This is a genomic window from Stenotrophomonas sp. GL_111, assembly GCF_057835245.1.
On sequence record NZ_CM174421.1, the window covers coordinates 1,902,548 to 1,919,395 of the forward strand.

Genomic DNA, 16,848 nt, shown 5'->3' on the forward strand with positions numbered 1-16,848 from the left:
GGGCCTCGAATCGAGGTCAGCATGTCTTCTGTTGCCGTTCCCGCCATCGCCGTTGCATCCCCCGTCGCCACCGCCCCGGCCCTGCGTGCCGGCACCGCTACGGTGGTGCACAAGTTCGGCGGCACTTCGGTGGCCGATGCCGAGCGCTACCGGCATGTTGCCCAGTTGCTGCTTGCCCGCGATGAGGCGATGCAGGTCACCGTGGTGTCGGCAATGAAGGGGGTCACCGACGCGTTGATCGCGCTGGCGGGCGTGGCCGCTGACAACAGCCCCACCTGGCGCGACCACTGGCATGCGCTGCGTGCACGCCATCGGGGCGCAGCGGTGGCCCTGCTGGGCGAGCATGCCGGCCCGACCGTGGAGTGGCTGGACGCGCGCTTCGAACACCTCGCCGAGGTGCTGGGCGCGTTGGCGGTGATCGGCGAGCTGCCCAGCGAAGTGCTGGACCGGGTACAGGGGCTGGGCGAGGTTTACTCCGCGCAGCTGCTCGGGGTGTACCTGCAGACCCTGGGCGAAGACTGCGCGGTGCTGGATGCGCGCGAGGTGCTGGTGGTGGACCGCGGCGAGCTCGGCGTGGACGTGGACTGGGTGCAGAGTGCGCAACGGTTGGCGCTGTGGCGCGAGACGCATCGCAGTGCGCGGGTGGTGGCAACCGGTTTCGTGGCACGCGATCGGCGCGACCGCGTCACCACGCTGGGGCGCAATGGCAGCGACTACTCCGGTGCGATCTTCGCGGCGCTGTTCAATGCCGATGAACTGCATATCTGGACCGATGTGGACGGCGTGCTTTCGGCCGATCCGCGGGTGGTGCCCGAGGCGGTGCAGCTGGAAGCGCTGAGCTACGACGAAGCCTGTGAGCTGGCGTATTTCGGGGCCAAGGTGGTGCATCCGCAGACCATGTCGCCAGCCATCGAGCGCGGCCTGCCGATCATCATCCGCAACACCTTCCGGCCCGATCACCCGGGCACGCGGATCACCGCCGAGCGCACCGTCTCCGGCCCGATCAAGGGGCTCACGCTGAGCCCGGATCTGGCGCTGCTGAACCTGGAGGGCACCGGTCTGATCGGCGTGCCGGGGACGGCCGAACGGGTGTTCGCCGCGCTGCGCAACGCGCATGTGTCGGTGGTGATGATTTCGCAGGGTTCTTCGGAGCATTCGATCTGCTGCGTGGTGCGTCAGGGCGAAGCGGCGCGGGCCCGCGATGCGTTGCTGCATGCCTTCGCGCATGAGCTCAGCCTGGGCCAGGTGCAGCGCGTGCAACTGACCGACAATGTCAGCGTGCTTGCCGCGGTGGGCGATGGCATGGCCGGGCAGCCCGGCGTGGCGGCGCGCCTGTTCGAATCGCTGGGCCGTGCCCAGGTCAATATCCTGGCCATTGCGCAGGGCTCCTCGGAACGCAATATCTCCGTGGCGGTCGACAGCCGCCATGCGACCAAGGCGCTGCGCGCCGCGCATGCTGGATTCTGGCTGTCGCCGCAGACGTTCTCGGTGGGCGTGATCGGGCCGGGCAATGTCGGGGCGGCACTGCTGGACCAGCTGCAGGCCGCGCAGGTGTCGCTGCTGGGGCGGGCCAATGTCGATCTGCGGTTGCGTGCGGTGGCTTCGCGCAGCCGCATGCTGCTTGATACCCGTGGCGTGGGCGGTGACTGGCGTGCGGCGTTGGCCGGGCCGGGCGAAGCCACCGACCTGGCGCGTTTCACCGAGCATCTGTTGTCGGCGCACCTGCCGCATGCGGTGATCATCGACTGCAGCGGCAGTGCCGATGTTGCCGACCGCTACGCCGGCTGGTTGGCCGCGGGCATCCATGTGGTCACCCCGAACAAACAGGCCGGCGCCGGCCCGTTGCCGCGCTACCACGCGATCCGCGAGGCAGCGGCGGCCAGCGGGGCGCGGTTCCGTTACGAAGCCACCGTGGGCGCCGGGCTGCCGGTGATCACCACGTTGCGCGATCTGGTCGATACCGGCGATGAAGTGCTGGCCATCGACGGTATCTTCTCGGGCACGCTGGCCTGGCTGTTCAACAAATACGACGGCGCGGTACCGTTCTCGCAGCTGGTCGTGCAGGCGCGGGGGATGGGTTACACCGAGCCGGACCCGCGCGACGATCTTTCCGGTGTGGATGTCGCGCGCAAGCTGGTGATCCTGGCCCGCGAAGCCGGGCGTGAGTTGAGCCTGGAGCAGGTACAGGTGGAAAGCCTGGTGCCGGAGGTGCTGCGCCAGGCCAGCGTGGACGACTTCATGGCCGGGCTGGGAGCGGTGGATGCGGTGTTCGCCGAGCGCCTGGCCCAGGCCCGGGCGCGTGGCGCGGTGCTGCGCTACGTCGCCCGCTTGTCGGCGGACGGTGCGCAGGTGGGGCTGGTCGAATTGCCGATCGGGCACGCCTTCGCCAACCTGCGCCTGACCGACAACGTGGTGCAGTTCACCACCCGCCGCTACTGCGACAACCCGCTGGTGGTGCAGGGCCCGGGCGCGGGCCCGGAAGTGACGGCGGCCGGTGTGTTCGCCGACCTGCTGCGGGTGGCCGCCGGTGAAGGAGCGCGCCTGTGAGTGCATCGGCAACCGGGCAGCAGGCGCGTGCCTTCTCGCCGGCATCGGTGGGCAATGCTGCGGTCGGCTTCGACATCCTCGGCCATGCCATCGCCGGGGTTGGCGATACGGTGAGCGTGCGCCGGATCGCGGAACCGACGGTGCGGATCGTGGCGATCCGCGGCACCACCGTGGACCTGCCGTTGCGTGCCCAGGACAACACCGCCGGTGCGGCATTGCTGGCGATGCAGGAGGCGCTGGCCTTGCCGTTCGGGTTCGAGCTGGAGATTGATAAGGGCATTGCGCTGGGCTCGGGCATGGGCGGTTCGGCGGCCTCGTGCGTGGCGGCGCTGGTGGCGGCCAATGCACTGCTCGACGCACCGCTGTCGCGGCAGGCGTTGTATCCGTTTGCCTTGACCGGTGAAGCGGTGGCCAGTGGCGGGCGCCACGGCGACAACCTCGGGCCGATGCTGCTCGGTGGGTTGGTGTTGAGCACGGCCGAGCGGTTGGTGCCGATTCCGGTACCGGCGGCCTGGCACAGCCTGCTGGTCCACCCGGACGCGGTGCTGGAAACCCGGCGTGCACGCGCCGCGCTGCAGGGCCACTACGCGCTGTCGGAATTCGTGGCGCAAAGCGCCAATCTCGCGCTGGTGTTGAGCGGCTGCTACAGCGGTGACGCGGCTCTGGTGCGCGCCGGGCTGCGCGACGTATTGGTGGAGCCGCGCCGCGCCGGCCTGATCGGTGGCTTCCACGCGGCGCGCGATGCGGCATTGGCGGCCGATGCGATGGGAGCCAGCATCTCCGGCGCCGGCCCCAGCGTGTTTGCCTGGTTTGAATCCGAAACGGCGGCGCACGCCGCGCAGGCGGGCGTGCAGCAGGCCTTCGCCGTGGCCGGGTTCAGCAGCCAGGCATGGGTATCGCCGTTGCATGCGCCCGGCGCGCAGTTGCTGTGAGCGCGCTTGCCGAAAGCGCACGGTCCCTTTCCATTGCCAGGATGTCTCGATGAAGTTCGTTTCCACCCGTCATGTCGCGCCCGCTGTTTCACTGAGCCAGGCCATCGCCGCCGGGCTCGCTCCCGATGGCGGCCTGTACGTCCCCGAGCAGCGCCCGCAGCGGCAACGTTGGCACGCGCAGCAGGATCTGGCCGCGAATGCGGCCGCCGTGCTGGCACCGTATTTTGCCGGCGATGCGCTGGCCGGTTCACTGGACGCGCTGTGCGCGCAGGCCTTCGATTTCCCGGTGCCATTGCGCGCGCTGTCGACCCCGGGCGATCACGTGCTGGAGCTTTTCCATGGGCCCACGGCGGCGTTCAAGGACTTCGGTGCGCGCTTCCTTGCCGCCAGCCTGGCCCGGTTGCAGCGCGATCAGGCGCGCGAGCTGACGATTGTGGTCGCCACCTCCGGCGATACCGGTGCCGCCGTCGCTGCTGCCTTCCATCGCCAGCCGGGTATCCGCGTGGTGGTGCTGTATCCCGATGGCCGGGTCTCGCCGCGCCAGGCACATCAACTGGGCTGTTTTGGCGACAACATCCGCACGCTGCGCGTGGCCGGTTCGTTCGATGACTGCCAGGCGATGGTCAAGCAGGCGCTCGGCGACCGTGCGTTGCAGGCGCAGGTGCCCTTGAGTTCGGCCAACAGCATCAGCCTGGGCCGTTGGCTGCCGCAGATGAGTTACTACGCCGACGCGGCGCTGCGCCACCATGCCGCCACCGGCGAGGGGCTGAACCTGGTGGTGCCTACCGGCAACCTGGGCAACGCGATGGCGGCGGTGCTGGCACGTGCGATGGGCTTGCCGCTGGGCACGATCGCCTTGGCCACCAATGCCAACGATGTACTGCCTCGCTATTTCCACGGCGCGGACTACCAGCCCGGTACCAGCGTGGCGACGCTGGCCAATGCGATGGACGTGGGGGCGCCCAGCAATTTCGAGCGGCTGCGCTGGCTGTATGCCGACAATGACGCCGCGTTGCGTGCGGACTTCCGGGTGGAGGCGGTAAGCGATGCGGCGATCCGCGAGCTGATCGCCCGACGCTGGTCACAGGCCGGGGAGGTGTTCTGCCCGCACACGGCCACGGCGATGACGTTGCTGGAGCGGTTGCGCGCCGAGGGCGCACAGGGGCATTGGGCGGTGGCCGCCACCGCGCATCCGGCCAAGTTCGAATCGGTAGTGGAGCCCTTGATCGGCCAGGCACTGGACGTGCCGCCGGCGTTGGCCGAACTGCTGCAGCGGCCGGCGCAGGCCGAGCCATGTGCGCCGGACTATGCGGCGCTGCGCGCGGTGCTGCTGCAGGGGAGATAGTGCCGGGCGAGCCCGGTGGCGCATCAGGCGTCGCCGGAGAGGTGCTGCAGGCCGGCTTCGTCGAGGATCTCGACGGTGTTCAGGTGGGGCAGGGCGATCAGGCCCTGCTGGCGCAGCTTGGTGAAGGTACGGCTGACCGTTTCCATGGTCAGGCCGAGGTGATCGGCGATATCGCCGCGGCCCATCGGCAGCGTCACGCGCAGGCCGTTGCCGCCCAGCAGCGCTTCGCGGGCGGCCAGCCGCAGCAGGAAATCGGCCAGTTTCTCGGCCGGTTGCAGGCGGCCCAGCGCCAGCGCGGCATCCTGGGCATCGTCGAGCGCCTGGCAGGCCCGCTGCAGCAGCTTGCGTTCCAGGTGCGGGAAGCGTGCGCGCAGGTCTTTCATCTGGGTCAGGCTGACCCGGCAGACGCGGCTGTCGCCGATGGATTCGATGTCGTAACGGTGGTGGTCACTGCCGCTCAGGCCGAGATAGTCCCCCGGCAGCACAAAGCCGCTGATCTGGCGGCGGCCATCGGCCAGGGTGCGGACCAGACGCAGCGCACCGTCGGTCAAGGTATAGACATGTTGGCGCGGCTCCCCGGCACGGGCCAGGGTGGCGCCCAGTGGCAATGGCACCGAGACGGTAACCCGCTCCAGTGCCTGCACCTCGTCCGGCGACAGCGCCGAGCACACCGCCAGATGGCGGACCGAGCAACGCAGGCAATCGCGCAGCGGCGAGCAGCCCGGCGCGGTGGGGTCTTCTACAGCAGAAAGCGCGATGCCGGAGTGGGGCCGGGACATGTCGAACCAGGGAGCGGGGCCTGCTTATGATACGTCATGCGGCCAATCGGCCGGTCCAATGACCAGGTGCGGGGCCGAAGCGGCCCGCTGCGGCTAGAATATGCCGCTCGCTCATTCCCCACGTTTCCGCAGGAGTCCCGCAAGTGATCAAGCCCCGTACGCCGCCCGGCATCATGGAGTTGCTGCCGCGCGAGCAGATCGCGTTCCAGCGCATGCTGGACGTCATCCGCCGCAACTACGAGCGGTTCGGGTTCCTGCCGGTGGAAACCCCGGTGTTCGAATTGTCCGATGTGCTGCTGACCAAGTCCGGCGGCGAGACCGAGCGCCAGGTGTATTTCGTGCAGTCCACCGGCGCGCTGGCCAATGCCGCCGAAGCCGGTGACAAGAGCCTGCCCGAGCTGGCGCTGCGCTTCGACCTGACCGTGCCGCTGGCGCGCTACGTGGCCGAACACGAACACGACCTGACGTTCCCGTTCCGTCGCTACCAGATGCAGCGCGTGTACCGCGGCGAGCGCGCCCAGCGCGGCCGTTTCCGCGAGTTCTACCAGTGCGACATCGACGTGATCGGCAAGGACGCGCTGAGCACGCGTTACGACGCCGAAGTGCTGGCCGTCATCCACGCGGTGTTTGCCGAACTGCGCATCGGTGACTTCTCGGTGCAGTTGAACAACCGCAAGCTGCTGCGCGGCTTCTTCGAAAGCCTGGGTGTGGCCGATGGCGAGCGCCAGCTGGCGGTGCTGCGCGAAGTGGACAAGCTGGACAAGCGTGGCCCGGATTACGTGCGCGAAACGCTGGTCGGCGAGGGCTTTGCGATTCCGGCCGAACAGGTCGAGCGCATCCTGGCCTTCGTGGCCGTGCGTTCGAGCAGCCATGCCGATGCGCTGGCACAGCTGGACGCGCTGCTTGCCGATACCGCCGCCAGCGACACGCTCAAGACCGGCGTGGCCGAACTGCGCGAAGTGCTGGAGCTGGTCAAGGCGCTGGGCGTACCGGAAACGGCGTACTGCCTGAACTTCTCGATTGCCCGTGGCCTGGATTACTACACCGGCACCGTGTACGAAACCACGCTGACCGACCACCCGCAGATCGGCTCGATCTGTTCCGGTGGCCGCTATGAAGACCTGGCCAGCCACTACAGCAAGTCCAAGCTGCCGGGCGTGGGCATCTCGATCGGCCTGACCCGGCTGTTCTGGCAGCTGCGCGAAGCCGGCCTGATCGACGGTATCGAGGACAGCAGCGTGCATGCGCTGGTGGCGCTGATGGATGACGCCAGCCTGCCGCAGTCGCTGGATATCGCCCGTCGCCTGCGCGCCGGTGGCATCAACGCCGAAGTGCAGATGGAGCCGAAGAAGATCGGCAAGCAGTTCCAGTACGCGGCCAAAGCCGGCATCCGCTTCGTGGTGTTGGCCGGTGAAGACGAGCTGGCGCGCGGCGTGGTGGCGGTCAAGGACCTGCTGCGCGAGCAGCAGTTCGAGGTTGCCCGCGAGGAGCTGGCCAGCACGCTGCAGGTCGAACTGGAGCAGGCCAAGGTCATGCCGTGAAGTGGCCCGGAGCAGCCGTGCTGCTGCTCCTGCTGGCTGCCTGCCGCAGCGACCCTGCGCTGCACAGCCAGCGGCTCGGTCCGGGGCACTACCGGCTGGTGGTCGATCGCTGCCATGTGATCGACCCGGCCCAGCTGGAGGGGGACCTGCGTGCGCTGGCCGGGCAGACGTGCCCGAAGGGGGCGGGGCCGCTGGAAGCTGTGGAGCGCATTCCCAGCCGCCAGGGCAGCCTGTTCGGCGAATGCCTGCGCAGAGGGGCGTCGCGGGCCGAAGTGCATTGCGTGGCTGCCGGCGCCTCGGGGGCGGTGCTGCCTCCCCCTGGCCCCATCTGAACGGCGCGATCTGCCCGCGCGCAGGCAAACAGCCCTGCCGCTTGATTCCCAATGCCCGCCTTCTGGCGGGCGTTTTCGTTTCCGGGGCCTGAACTGGTTCTTTCCACCTCGCCGCGGGGTTTGACCCTGCCCGCTGGTTTGCGCTAATGTATTAGCACGCTATTACATTGATACGATGAAACTACGTCCGCTCCCCCGTGAAAAAGATGCCCAGGCCGACCTAGCCTGCCTGGCCGGTGCCTTCGCCGCGTTGTCCAGCGCGGCCGAGGTGACTGCCTTCCTGCGCGACCTGTGCACGCCGGCCGAGCTGGAGGCGCTGGCGGACCGCTGGAAGGTGGTGCCGCTGCTGCAGCAGGGCGTGCCGTACCGCGAGATCCACGAATTGACCGGTGTCAGCGTGACCACCACCGGCCGTGTGGCGCGCTCGCTGGATCACGGCCACGGCGGCTATGCCGCCGCCGTCAGCGCGACCGCAACGCCCACGCCCCCCGAATCCGAGTAGAGACCCGCCCCCATGAGTGCAACCCAGACCGCCCCGGCACGCGACCGGCTGCGTATCGCCATCCAGAAGAACGGGCGGCTGGCCGAGCCGGCGCGCAGCCTGCTCACCGCTTGCGGGCTGAGCTGGCGGCAGAGCCGCGACAAGCTGTTCTGCTATGGCGAATCACTGCCGGTGGACCTGCTGCTGGTCCGCGATGACGACATCCCGGGGCTGATCGCCGATGGCGTGTGCGACTTCGGGATCGTCGGCCGCAATGAGCTGGACGAGCAGGGCGCGGCGCGCCGTCGGATCGGCCTGCCCGATGCCTACCAGGCTCTGCGCGGGCTCAACTTCGGCCAGTGCCGGCTGATGCTGGCGGTGCCGGAGGAGTGGACCTGGACCGGCGTGGAACAACTGGCGGGCATGCGCATCGCCACCAGCTACCCGGCGATCCTGGCCGACTGGCTGGCCGCACGCGGTGTCAGTGCGCAGGTGGTGGAGTTGTCCGGCTCGGTGGAGATCGCGCCCCGGCTGGGCACTGCCGACCTGATCTGCGACCTGGTCTCCAGCGGTGCCACGCTGGCGGCCAACCAGCTCAAGCCGGTGGAGACCCTGCTGGAAAGCGAGGCGGTGCTGGCCGGGCCGGTGCGCATGCCCGATGACGCCCGTGCCGGGCTGATGGCGATGCTGCTGCGGCGCCTGGATGCGGTGAAGGTGCAGGACAGCAAGCTGCTGATGTTCCGCGCCGAGCGGGACCGCGTGTCCGAGCTGAGCCGCCTGCTGCCCGACGCCGATCCGCTGGTGCAGCTGCCCGATGACGGCGGCCGTCTGCGTTTGCAGACCATGTGCCACGGTGCGTTGACCTGGCAGCGGCTGGAGGAGCTGGAGCGCGCAGGCGCCCAGGGGTTGATGGTGTTGAGCGTGGAGCGTTCGCTGGCATGAATCGTCTGCAGTGGTCCCAGTTGGATGCCGGCGCCCAGGCGCAGGCCCTGCAACGCCCGGTCCAGGCCGTGGCGGTGCGTACCCGTGAATCGGTGGCGGCCCTGATCGCGGCGGTGCGTGCCGACGGCGATGCCGCGTTGCGTGCGATCAGCCTGCGCTTCGACGGCGTGGCCCCGGAGGCATTTGAAGTCAGCGAGGCCGAATTCGACGCCGCCGAGCAGCAGGTATCCGCCGAGCTGCGCCAGGCGATGGTGGATGCGGCCGCACGCATCCGCGTCTTCCACCAGGCCGGGATGAGCCAGGGCTATGCGGTGGAGACCGCGCCGGGCGTGCACTGCGAGCGCGTGGTGCGGCCGATCGGCCGGGTCGGGTTGTATGTGCCGGCCGGGAGCGCGCCGTTGCCCTCGACCGCGCTGATGCTGGGTGTGCCGGCGCAGTTGGCGGGCTGCCGTGAAGTGGTGTTGTGCACGCCGCCACGCAAGGACGGCAGCGCCGATCCGGCGGTGCTGGTGGCCGCGCGGCTGACCGGCGTGCACCGGGTGTTCAAGCTCGGCGGCGCGCAGGCGATTGCCGCGATGGCCTATGGCACCGACAGCGTACCGGCCTGCGACAAGCTGTACGGGCCGGGCAACAGTTATGTCACCGAAGCCAAGCAGCAGGTGGCGCAGGACGGTGCGGCCGCCATCGACATGCCGGCCGGGCCGTCCGAAGTGCTGGTGATCGCCGATGCCGGGGCCAACCCGGCCTTTGTCGCCGCGGACCTGCTCTCGCAGGCCGAACACGGCCCGGATTCGCAGGTGCTGCTGCTCAGCGACGATGCCGCGATGGTCGAACAGGTGGAGCTGCAGGTGCAGGCACAGCTGGCGCGGTTGTCGCGCGCCGACATCGCCACCCAGGCGCTGGCCTCGTCGCGCTTGATCCAGGTCGACTCACTGCAGCAGGCGTTCCAGATCAGCAACCGCTACGCGCCCGAACACCTGATCCTGGCGCTGCGGCAACCGCGCGACTGGCTCGACCAGGTGGAAGCGGCCGGCTCGGTGTTCCTCGGCGACTACACCCCCGAGGCATTGGGTGACTATTGCAGCGGCACCAACCACGTGCTGCCCACCGCCGGCGCCGCGCGTGCCTACAGCGGGGTCAGCGTGGCCAGTTTCCAGAATCTGATCAGCGTGCAGTCGGCCACCGCGCAGGGCATCGCGGCGATTGGCCACTGCGCGCGTGTGCTGGCCCGGGCCGAAGGCCTGGACGCGCACGAGAATGCGGTGGCACTGCGCATGGAGACGGCGGCATGAGCGCGCCCCCCTCCGTGCTGTCGCTGGTGCGCCCGGACCTGCAGGCGTTCGCCGGCTACTCTTCGGCGCGCAGCAGCGCGCTGGTCGGCGATGTGTGGTTGAACGCCAACGAATCGGCTTGGGCCAACCCGGCCGATAGCGAGGGCCGCGCCCGACGCTATCCCGAGCCGCAGCCCTTGGCGCTGCGTGCGCGGCTGGTCACGCTGTACGGCTGTGCGCCGGACCAGTTGCTGATCGGCCGTGGCAGTGACGAGGCGATCGACCTGCTGGTGCGTGCGTTGTGCGTGCCGGCCTGTGATGCGGTGTTGGTGACCCCGCCGGTGTTCGGCATGTACGCGGTATGTGCCCGCCTGCAGAACGCCCCGCTGCTGGAAGTGCCGCTGCACGATGACGGCCACAGCTTCAGCGTGGATATCGAGGCGGTGATCCGCACTGCGCTGGACGGCGATGCCAAGCTGGTGTTCCTGTGCTCGCCGTCCAATCCGGCCGGCAGTGTGGTGACGCTGGCGGATATCGAACACGTGGCAACGGCGCTGCGGGGCAGGGCACTGGTGGTGGTGGACGAGGCCTATGCCGAGTACGCCGAGCAGGGTTCGGCCATCTCCTTGCTGGACCGCTACGACAACATCGCCGTGCTGCGGACGCTGTCCAAGGCGCATGCGTTGGCGGCGGCGCGGATTGGCAGCCTGATCGCCGATCCGGCGTTGATCCAGCTGCTGCGCCGCTGCCAGGCCCCGTATCCGGTGCCCGGCCCGTGCGCGGAACTGGCCCTGGCCGGGTTGGCCGACGGCTGCCTGCAGCTGACCGCTGAGCGCGTGGAGCGGATCAAGTCCGAACGCAGCCGCCTGCAGCGTGGGCTGGAGGCCTTGCCCGGCGTGGTGCGGGTATACCCCTCGCAGGGCAACTACCTGCTGGTGCGTTTCGAGGATGCGCAGCAGGCCTTCGAGGCACTGCTCGATGCCGGGGTGGTGGTGCGTGACCAGCGCGCCGCGCCGCAGCTGCACGACGCACTGCGCATCAGTATCGGCTCCAGCCTGGAGAACGACCGCGTGCTCAGTGCGTTGGCCAAGCGGAGGGCCGCAGCATGACCCCCATCCTGTTCGTGGACCGCGACGGCACCCTGATCGAAGAGCCGGCCGATTTCCAGATCGATGCCTACGAGAAGGTCCGCTTCGTGCGCGACGTCATTCCGGCCATGCTCAAACTGCGCGACGCCGGCTACCAGTTCGTGATCGTCAGCAACCAGGACGGGCTGGGCAGCGCGGGCTACCCGCAGGCCAGCTTCGATGGCCCCAACGATCTGATGCTGCAGATATTCGCCAGCCAGGGCATCGTGTTCCGTGACGTGCTCATCGATGGCACGTGGCCGCACGACAACGCGCCGACCCGCAAGCCGGGCATCGGCATGCTGCTGCCGTACCTGCAGGACCGCAGCATCGACTGGGCGCGCTCGGCGATGGTGGGTGACCGCATCACGGATATCCAGTTCGCCGAAAACATGAACATCCGCGGCTTCCAGTTGCGCACCGAACAGTTCGGTGGCGAGTGGGACTGGAACACGATCGCGCATGAGCTGGCCGATGCGCCACGCCGCGCCGTCGTACAGCGCAATACCAAGGAAACCCGGATCCGCGTCGAGGTCGACCTGGACCGCACCGCCGAGCCACAGACCCACACCGGGCTGCCGTTCTTCGACCACATGCTGGAGCAGATCGGCAAGCACGGCGGTTTCGCGTTGCAGGTACAGGCCGAGGGCGACCTGCACATCGACGAACACCACACCATTGAAGACACCGGCCTGGCCCTGGGCCAGGCGCTGCGCGAGGCGCTCGGCGACAAGCGCGGGATCGGCCGCTATGGCTTCACCCTGCCGATGGACGAGACCCTGGCCAGCGCGGCGCTGGACTTCAGCGGGCGCCCGTATTTTGTATTCGAGGGGGAGTTCAAGCGCGAGCGCGTGGGCGATATGCCGACCGAACTGGTGCCGCATTTCTTCCGTTCGCTGTGCGACGCGGCCGGGCTCAACCTGCACCTGAGCGTGCGGGGCGACAACGACCACCACAAGGTGGAAGCCTGCTTCAAGGCGCTGGCGCGTGCGTTGCGCCAGGCACTGCCGCGGCAGGGCACCGCGCTGCCGAGCACCAAGGGGGCGCTGTGACCGAGGTTGCGTTGATCGATGCCGGTGGCGCCAACCTGGGCTCGGTGCGCTATGCGCTGGAGCGCCTGGGGGCCACGGTGCGGCTGGTGCGCGACGCGCACGGCCTGCAGGGCGCAGCGCGGGTGATCCTGCCCGGGGTGGGCGCTGCACCGCACGGGATGGCGCGCCTGCATGCGCAGGGCCTGGTGGAACCGCTGCGTGCACTGCAGGTGCCGCTGCTGGGCATCTGCCTGGGCATGCAGCTGCTGTTTGAAGGCTCCGAAGAAGGGCATGTGGAATGCCTGGGGCTGATGCCCGGCGTCGTCCGCCATCTGCACCCGGCCACGGGCATCCGGGTACCGCACATGGGCTGGAACCGGCTGCTGCCCCTGCGCGAATCGCCCCTGTTGGACGGGGTGCGCGAGCGTTCCAGTGCCTATTTCGTCCACAGCTATGCCGCCCCGCTGGGCGAGCACACCGTGGCCGCCTGTGACCACGGCGGCCTGTTCGCGGCGGTGGTCCAACGCGGGCTGCACAGCGGCGCGCAGTTCCACCCGGAGCGCTCGGCCGCCACCGGCGCGCGCATGCTGCGCAACTTCCTCGAGACCGAACCCACATGAGTTTCACTGTCTATCCCGCGCTGGACATCCGCGAGGGCCGCGTGGTGCGCCTGCTGCAGGGCGACTATGACCAGCAGACCACCTATGGCGACGACCCGTTGCCGCGTGCCTGTGCCTTTGCCGCGGGCGGGGCACGCTGGATGCACCTGGTCGACCTGGACGCCGCACGTGCCGGCGGCTACACGCTGGCCCCGCTGCTGGCCGCGATTGCCGCTGACAGTGGCCTGCAGGTGCAGACCGGCGGCGGCGTGCGCAGCCGCGATGACGTCGCGCGCATTCTCGACGCGGGCGCCTCGCGCGTGGTGGTCGGTTCGGTGTCGGTGCGTGCGCCGGCGACGGTGATCGGCTGGCTGGCCGAGTTCGGCCCCGAACGGTTGACCATCGCACTGGATGCGCGCCAGGCCGACGACGGCCGCTGGCTGCTACCGGTGCATGGCTGGACCGAGACCGCCGAGGACACCCTCGACGTACTGGCCACGCGCTTTGCCGAAGCCGGCATGCGGCACCTGCTGTGCACCGACATCGCCCGCGACGGCATGCTGTCCGGGCCCAACATCGGCCTGTATCAACATCTGGCCGCGCTGCTGCCCGGCGTGGCGGTACAGGCCTCCGGCGGCATGCGCAGTGCTGCCGACGTGGCCGAGGCCAAGGCGGTGGGGTGTGGCGGGGCGATCCTCGGCAAGGCGCTGCTGGAAGGGCGCATGACCCTGGAAGGCGCGCTCGCATGTTGAGCCGACGACTGATTCCCTGCCTGGATGTGCGCGATGGCCGTGTGGTCAAAGGTGTGCGTTTCCGCGATCACGTCGATATGGGCGACATCGCCGAGCTGGCGCTGCGCTACCGCGACCAGGGCGCCGACGAACTGGTGTTCTACGACATCGGTGCCAGCCCGGAAGGCCGCGCGGTGGACGTGGGCTGGATCGAGCGGATCGCACGGCTGATCGATATTCCGTTCTGCGTGGCCGGCGGTATCAGTGATGTCGAGACCGCGCGCCGCGTGCTGTATGCCGGGGCCGACAAGATTTCGATCAACTCGCCGGCGCTGGGCCGGCCGGAACTGATCGAGGAACTCGCCGATGCGTTCGGCGTGCAGTGCGTGGTGGTCGGCATCGATTCGGTGCGTGAAGCCGATGGACAGTGGCGGGTGCGGCGCTTCAGCGGCGACCCGGACAAGACCCAGGCCGTGCCGGTGCGCACGCTGGACTGGCTGGTGGAGGCCCAGCGCCGCGGTGCCGGTGAGATCGTGCTGAACTGCATGGACAGCGATGGCGTGCGCCGCGGCTATGACGTGGCCCAGCTGCGCCAGGCGCGCGCGCTGTGCCAGGTGCCGCTGATCGCCTCCGGCGGCGCGGGCGAGATGCAGCACTTCGCCGATGTGTTCGACCAGGCCGATGTCGACGGCGCACTGGCCGCCAGCGTTTTCCACAGTGGCGCCATCGCCATTCCCGCGCTCAAGCAGTTCCTGCGCGCGCAGCAGATCGAGGTTCGAGATGTCTATTGAAGTACTGCCGTCGCGCGAGGCGCTGGATGGCCTGGATTGGACCAAGGGCGACGGCCTGTTGCCGGTGGTGGTGCAGGATGCCGACAGCCTGGCGGTGTTGATGCTCGGCTACGCCAGCGCGGAATCGCTGGAGATCACCCTGGCCACCGGCCACATGACGTTCTACAGCCGCAGCAAACAGCGGCTGTGGACAAAGGGAGAATCGTCGGGGAACGTGCTGTCGGTGGTGGCGGTGCGCGTGGATTGCGACCGCGACACCTTGCTGGTCAGTGCCCGCCCGGCCGGACCGACCTGCCACACCGGCAGCGCGAGCTGCTTCCCGCAGGCGCCGGGCAACTTCCTGGGGCGGCTGGATGCGCTGGTGCACGATCGCGAGCAGCAGCGCCCTGCCGGCAGCTACACCACCACGCTGTTCGAGGCGGGCACGCGGCGGATCGCACAGAAAGTGGGCGAGGAAGGCGTGGAGACGGCATTGGCCGGGGTGGTGCAGGACGATGCCGCGCTGCTGGGCGAATCGGCCGACCTGCTGTTCCACCTCACCGTGCTGCTGCGCGCGCGTGGGCTGTCACTGCATGACGCGGTGGCGGTACTGGCGGCCCGGCACGCCGGTTGAGTGTTGCCGAGCGTTGCGTTTAACGGGTCTGCAACGCGGTGCAGGCGATGATGCACGGCTCTACAATCCCCCACCCCCCGAACGGACTTCGCCGATGACCCGTAATGCTGCCTGGCTGGCCTGCCTGCTGTTGATGTCCACGCCTGCCCTGGCCGCCGAGGTCACCGTGACCGGCAAGGTCTACCAGGAGCGCGACGGCAAGCCCGGGCGCGGCCCGACCGACCCGGGGCTGGCGGGGGTACAGGTCTCCAATGGTGAGCAGATCGTGCGCACCGCCGCCGATGGCAGCTATGCGCTGCCGGTGCGCGAGGGCCAGACGGTTTTCGTGATCAAGCCCGACGAATACCGCTTCCCGGCCGCGGCGAACGGTCTGCCCGGTTTCTGGCGCCACTACGCGCCGCAGGGCTCGCCGCGACTGAAGTACGACGGCATCCGCGCCACCGGTGGCAACACCCGCAACTGGGACTTCGCGCTGGAGCCGGCCAAGGGCACCGATGCGGCCCGTGCCGGCTTCGAGATGCTGGTGTTCAGCGATTCGCAGACCGCCAGCAAGCAGGACATCAGCTACTACCAGCGGGCCATCGTCGAGCCGATCATCGGCAAGCACCCGGCGCGACTGGGCACCACCCTGGGCGACATTGTCAATGACGACCTGAGCCTGTACCCGGCGATCAACAAGGTCACCGCGCAGCTGCAGGTGCCGTGGTTCCACGTACCGGGCAACCACGACCTGGACATGGACGCGGCCAACGACGCGCATTCGCTGGACAGCTGGCGCGCCGAGTACGGCCCGGATACCTATGCGGTGGAGGAGGGCGGGGCCAGCTTCGTGTTCCTGGATGACGTGGTCTACGACCCGAAGGCCACGCCGAAGTACGTCGGCGGCCTGCGCACGGACCAGTTCACCTTCCTCGGCAGCTACCTGAAGGGCCTGCCGCGCGACCGCCTGGTCGTGCTGGGCATGCACATCCCGTTGTTCGACGCCGCGCCCGGCCGCGAAACCTTCCGCCGTGCCGACCGCACACGTCTGTTCGCGCTGCTCAAGGACTTCCCCAACGTCTTGGTGCTCAGCGGCCACAGCCACACCCAGCAGCACTACTACCACGGCGCCGCCGAGGGCTGGCAGGGCAGCAAGCCGCTGCACGAGTACAACGTCGGTGCGGCCTGTGGTGCGTTCTGGTCCGGGGTGAAGGACAGCAACGGCATTCCGGATGCGACCATGAGCGATGGCACCCCGAACGGCTACGCGGTGCTGGCGGTCAAGCCCGGCGGCGACTACGCGCTGACCTACCACGTGGCCCGCGCCCCGGATGACTACCAGATCGGCCTGCATGCGCCGCAGGTACTGCGCAAGGGCGCGTACCCGGCCTGGGGCATCTACGCCAATGTGTTCATGGGCCAGGCCGATACGCTGGTCGAGTACCGCGTCGATGGCGGCGCGTGGCAGCGCATGAAGCGGGTCGAGCAGCCCGATCCGCGTCTGCTGGTGGAGAACGTCGCCGACGACACCGCCGAGCGCCTGCGCGGCTACGACCGCTCGCCGGAGGCCACGCCGTCGCCGCACCTGTGGCGCGGCGCGCTGCCGACCGACCTGGATGCCGGCGAACACAAGGTGGAAGTGCGCGCGGTGCACGGCGATGGCCCGACCGCCACCGCCAGCACCACCTACCGGTTGCAGGTCGGCAAGCCGTGATGGCGTGCCGGCAGGGGCTGTGATGCGATCCGCCAATACACCCCTGTACGGCATCGCCTGCTTTGCAAAGGCCGGCCGATCGCCGAGAATCCA

At 69.1% G+C, this 16,848-nt stretch carries 16 protein-coding genes; 15 read left to right on the top strand and 1 reads right to left on the bottom strand.

Features of this window, described 5'->3' with window-relative positions; genetic code table 11:
• Nucleotides 1–21: 21 nt before the first annotated feature.
• Genes thrA through thrC form a run of 3 tightly spaced genes read left to right on the top strand, consistent with a single transcriptional unit; the run spans nt 22 to nt 4,824 of the window.
• Nucleotides 22–2,547 carry a bifunctional aspartate kinase/homoserine dehydrogenase I gene (thrA, locus tag AC3IPM_RS08815; RefSeq protein ID WP_489303563.1) on the top strand — a complete coding sequence of 842 codons (2,526 nt, stop codon included), beginning with the start codon at nt 22–24 and terminating at the stop codon, nt 2,545–2,547.
• Nucleotides 2,544–3,479 (top strand): homoserine kinase, encoded by a 936-nt coding sequence (locus tag AC3IPM_RS08820; RefSeq protein ID WP_489303564.1) that lies wholly within the window; start codon nt 2,544–2,546, stop codon nt 3,477–3,479. Before thrA ends, AC3IPM_RS08820 begins: the two co-directional genes overlap by 4 nt.
• A 49-nt stretch (nt 3,480–3,528) precedes the next feature.
• Nucleotides 3,529–4,824, top strand: coding sequence for a threonine synthase (thrC, locus tag AC3IPM_RS08825; protein WP_489303565.1), 1,296 nt, complete (start codon nt 3,529–3,531; stop codon nt 4,822–4,824).
• Nucleotides 4,825–4,847: 23 nt separating this feature from the next.
• On the opposite strand, the gene AC3IPM_RS08830 is transcribed toward thrC, so the two are convergent.
• Nucleotides 4,848–5,603 (bottom strand): Crp/Fnr family transcriptional regulator, encoded by a 756-nt coding sequence (locus tag AC3IPM_RS08830; protein ID WP_489303566.1) that lies wholly within the window; start codon nt 5,601–5,603, stop codon nt 4,848–4,850.
• Between the two features lie 143 nt (nt 5,604–5,746).
• Between AC3IPM_RS08830 and hisS the strand changes: the two genes are divergently transcribed.
• The 12 genes from hisS (at nt 5,747) to AC3IPM_RS08890 (ending at nt 16,755) form a co-directional block, all read left to right on the top strand.
• On the top strand, nt 5,747–7,144 hold the full coding sequence (hisS, locus tag AC3IPM_RS08835; RefSeq protein WP_489303567.1) for a histidine--tRNA ligase: 1,398 nt from the start codon (nt 5,747–5,749) through the stop codon (nt 7,142–7,144).
• Nucleotides 7,141–7,476, top strand: a complete 336-nt coding sequence (locus AC3IPM_RS08840; protein ID WP_489303568.1) for a hypothetical protein — start codon at nt 7,141–7,143, stop codon at nt 7,474–7,476. The genes hisS and AC3IPM_RS08840 overlap by 4 nt, the downstream gene beginning before the upstream one ends.
• 175 nt (nt 7,477–7,651) lie before the next feature.
• Nucleotides 7,652–7,978 carry a YerC/YecD family TrpR-related protein gene (locus tag AC3IPM_RS08845; RefSeq protein ID WP_489303569.1) on the top strand — a complete coding sequence of 109 codons (327 nt, stop codon included), beginning with the start codon at nt 7,652–7,654 and terminating at the stop codon, nt 7,976–7,978.
• Nucleotides 7,979–7,990: 12 nt separating this feature from the next.
• Nucleotides 7,991–8,899: an ATP phosphoribosyltransferase gene (gene hisG / locus AC3IPM_RS08850; protein ID WP_489303570.1), complete on the top strand. Its 909-nt coding sequence runs from the start codon at nt 7,991–7,993 to the stop codon at nt 8,897–8,899.
• Nucleotides 8,896–10,191 (top strand): histidinol dehydrogenase, encoded by a 1,296-nt coding sequence (gene hisD, locus AC3IPM_RS08855; RefSeq protein WP_489303571.1) that lies wholly within the window; start codon nt 8,896–8,898, stop codon nt 10,189–10,191. The genes hisG and hisD overlap by 4 nt, the downstream gene beginning before the upstream one ends.
• Nucleotides 10,188–11,279, top strand: a complete 1,092-nt coding sequence (gene hisC, locus AC3IPM_RS08860) for a histidinol-phosphate transaminase (RefSeq protein ID WP_489303572.1) — start codon at nt 10,188–10,190, stop codon at nt 11,277–11,279. The genes hisD and hisC overlap by 4 nt, the downstream gene beginning before the upstream one ends.
• Complete coding sequence (hisB, locus tag AC3IPM_RS08865) at nt 11,276–12,349, top strand: bifunctional histidinol-phosphatase/imidazoleglycerol-phosphate dehydratase HisB (RefSeq protein ID WP_489303573.1); 1,074 nt, start codon at nt 11,276–11,278, stop codon at nt 12,347–12,349. Before hisC ends, hisB begins: the two co-directional genes overlap by 4 nt.
• Nucleotides 12,346–12,948, top strand: a complete 603-nt coding sequence (hisH, locus tag AC3IPM_RS08870; RefSeq protein ID WP_489303574.1) for an imidazole glycerol phosphate synthase subunit HisH — start codon at nt 12,346–12,348, stop codon at nt 12,946–12,948. Before hisB ends, hisH begins: the two co-directional genes overlap by 4 nt.
• Nucleotides 12,945–13,679 (top strand): 1-(5-phosphoribosyl)-5-[(5-phosphoribosylamino)methylideneamino]imidazole-4-carboxamide isomerase, encoded by a 735-nt coding sequence (hisA, locus tag AC3IPM_RS08875; protein WP_489303575.1) that lies wholly within the window; start codon nt 12,945–12,947, stop codon nt 13,677–13,679. The genes hisH and hisA overlap by 4 nt, the downstream gene beginning before the upstream one ends.
• Complete coding sequence (hisF, locus tag AC3IPM_RS08880) at nt 13,673–14,449, top strand: imidazole glycerol phosphate synthase subunit HisF (protein WP_489303576.1); 777 nt, start codon at nt 13,673–13,675, stop codon at nt 14,447–14,449. The genes hisA and hisF overlap by 7 nt, the downstream gene beginning before the upstream one ends.
• Entirely contained in the window at nt 14,439–15,062 is a 624-nt protein-coding gene (hisIE, locus tag AC3IPM_RS08885) for a bifunctional phosphoribosyl-AMP cyclohydrolase/phosphoribosyl-ATP diphosphatase HisIE (protein WP_489303577.1), read from the top strand. Before hisF ends, hisIE begins: the two co-directional genes overlap by 11 nt.
• Nucleotides 15,063–15,156: 94 nt before the next feature.
• The gene (locus AC3IPM_RS08890; RefSeq protein ID WP_489303578.1) at nt 15,157–16,755 is read left to right on the top strand and encodes a calcineurin-like phosphoesterase C-terminal domain-containing protein; all 1,599 of its coding nucleotides are present in this window, start codon (nt 15,157–15,159) and stop codon (nt 16,753–16,755) included.
• Nucleotides 16,756–16,848: the final 93 nt, after the last annotated feature.

Bases quoted from the DNA above. Each gene is read 5' to 3' on its own strand.
- thrA (WP_489303563.1), top strand. From the start codon at position 22: ATGTCTTCTGTTGCCGTTCCCGCCATCGCCGTTGCATCCCCCGTCGCC.
- thrC (WP_489303565.1), top strand. From the start codon at position 3,529: ATGAAGTTCGTTTCCACCCGTCATGTCGCGCCCGCTGTTTCACTGAGC.
- AC3IPM_RS08830 (WP_489303566.1), bottom strand. From the start codon at position 5,603: ATGTCCCGGCCCCACTCCGGCATCGCGCTTTCTGCTGTAGAAGACCCC.
- AC3IPM_RS08845 (WP_489303569.1), top strand. From the start codon at position 7,652: ATGAAACTACGTCCGCTCCCCCGTGAAAAAGATGCCCAGGCCGACCTA.
- hisG (WP_489303570.1), top strand. From the start codon at position 7,991: ATGAGTGCAACCCAGACCGCCCCGGCACGCGACCGGCTGCGTATCGCC.
- hisD (WP_489303571.1), top strand. From the start codon at position 8,896: ATGAATCGTCTGCAGTGGTCCCAGTTGGATGCCGGCGCCCAGGCGCAG.
- hisC (WP_489303572.1), top strand. From the start codon at position 10,188: ATGAGCGCGCCCCCCTCCGTGCTGTCGCTGGTGCGCCCGGACCTGCAG.
- hisB (WP_489303573.1), top strand. From the start codon at position 11,276: ATGACCCCCATCCTGTTCGTGGACCGCGACGGCACCCTGATCGAAGAG.
- hisA (WP_489303575.1), top strand. From the start codon at position 12,945: ATGAGTTTCACTGTCTATCCCGCGCTGGACATCCGCGAGGGCCGCGTG.
- hisF (WP_489303576.1), top strand. From the start codon at position 13,673: ATGTTGAGCCGACGACTGATTCCCTGCCTGGATGTGCGCGATGGCCGT.
- hisIE (WP_489303577.1), top strand. From the start codon at position 14,439: ATGTCTATTGAAGTACTGCCGTCGCGCGAGGCGCTGGATGGCCTGGAT.
- AC3IPM_RS08890 (WP_489303578.1), top strand. From the start codon at position 15,157: ATGACCCGTAATGCTGCCTGGCTGGCCTGCCTGCTGTTGATGTCCACG.